This window comes from Brachyspira catarrhinii, assembly GCF_005518285.1.
GTDB classification, from domain to species: Bacteria; Spirochaetota; Brachyspiria; order Brachyspirales; family Brachyspiraceae; genus Brachyspira; species Brachyspira catarrhinii.
The window spans coordinates 1-1,764 of the sequence record NZ_SJDU01000430.1 but is presented as its reverse complement, the minus strand read 5'-3'; the positions used below and the strand labels follow the sequence as shown (position 1 = coordinate 1,764).

Below are 1,764 nucleotides of genomic sequence, written 5' to 3'. Positions count from 1 at the left end.
GCGGCAAATGAAACTATTAAACAGTTTTTTAATTTTTTATCTTTAGTAAGAGCGAGTATATCTTCGTTTTGTATAAGTTCTATATTGTTTATATTTTGCTTTTTTATTTTTTTATCGAATGTTTTCGTTGGTTTGAAATCCAAAGGAGCCGCCGCCATAAATAGTATATCGGTATTTTTTAATTCGCTTAAAACGGTATATTTTAATTCTTCGGTAGTGTCGACTTTTATTTTTTTATTTTTAGAATTATTAGAATGAACCGTTAAAGGATATAAAACACTTCCCTCTATATAAGTAATATTTCCGTTTCCCGAGTTTATTTGATTATATAAAGCCTCTCCCATTTTTCCGCTCGAACTATTCGTTATATATCTTATCGGGTCTATCCATTCTTTAGTAGCTCCTGCCGTTATCGTAAATCTTATATTGCCGTATTTATTATTTGTTAATTTATTTATTATAGTTTCAAAAGAAGCGAGCCTTCCGACTCCGTCCTCTTCGCAAGCCATAGCTCCTCTTTCTGGCTCTATGATTTCGTAATTCAATTCTTCTATCATATATTTCACATTTTTTTGAACGGTTTTATTAAGCCACATATAAGGATTCATCGCTGGGGCAAATAATTTTCTTCCCGTATACGCGCATGCGATTGTGCTTATGCTGTCGTCATATATTCCGTTTGCAATTTTTCCTATCATATTGGAGTCTATCGGGGCTATCAATAAAGCGTCAGTTTTTTTATTGATATTTATATGTATAAGCGGGTCCTCTTCTTTCCAAATATTTCTTATGACATGATTTCCGCTCATAGTTTCCAAAGCTTTAACTCCAACCATATTTTCTGCGTTTTTAGTCACGGCGCAAATTATTTCATGCCCCTGCTTTTTCAACATACTGACAAGAACGGGAATTTTGTATGCCGATATGGAACTTGTTATTGCAATTAATATTCTCATAAACTGCCCGCAAATTAAAGTTTATTTATTATATACTATTATACATAAATATTATATAAAAATAAATCCATAATTACAAATAATATATGATAAAAAATAAAAAATATTTTTATGTAAAATAGATAAAATTAGAGACTTTATATTTAATATGTTTTCAATTTGCCAAATTCTATAAAATTATTAAAATTAATTTCGTTTATATAAGGAATCGGATATTCGGACATATCTTTTCCTTCTCGCAATACTCCGAACATATTTAAATTGGATTTTTTCCAAGCGGATAGTCTCGCGTAATAATCTTTCGTATATCCAGAAGTCATTTTTATATTGTCGTTTGAAAGAATGAAACTCACATACATACATACATTTGTTTTTGGAACAGCCGCTTGAATATTATAAGCTATATTGTCTAAAGAAATTCTTTCGTAATAGTAGGCTTTATTTTCATTTTCCGCATAAACGAAAAAACCTATTCCCATTTTCTTTCCGTTAATTCCGTATTCCACGCTCCCGTTATCCATAAAAGTGTATAAATATCCGTTTGGAGCGACTACGCTTTTTCCTCTAACTTTCCTTACCCATATATCGTCATAATTTTTATGATGAACCTTCGTATTTGAAGCGCATGAAATCAAAAATAATAATATAAAAGTAAAATATAATCTCACTTTGACTAACCCCTTAAAAATATTATGATAAAAAATTTCTATCTATTATATATTAGAATAAAAAATATTTATATATATTTTCGACTATTAACGGAATAATATTAACTATTGCAATTTAATAAAATATTGTTTATATTATT

General features: G+C 29.0%; 2 protein-coding genes. Both read right to left on the bottom strand.

The genetic code is table 11. From position 1 onward, the window contains the following. Window positions 1-956 (bottom strand): bifunctional phosphopantothenoylcysteine decarboxylase/phosphopantothenate--cysteine ligase CoaBC (gene coaBC, locus EZH24_RS11195; protein WP_137999186.1); only part of this gene is annotated, 956 nt, incomplete at its 3' end. 143 nt (window positions 957-1,099) lie between these two features. After that, the gene (locus EZH24_RS11190) at window positions 1,100-1,624 is read right to left on the bottom strand and encodes a hypothetical protein (protein ID WP_137999185.1); all 525 of its coding nucleotides are present in this window, start codon (window positions 1,622-1,624) and stop codon (window positions 1,100-1,102) included. Between the last annotated feature and the right edge of the window lie 140 nt (window positions 1,625-1,764).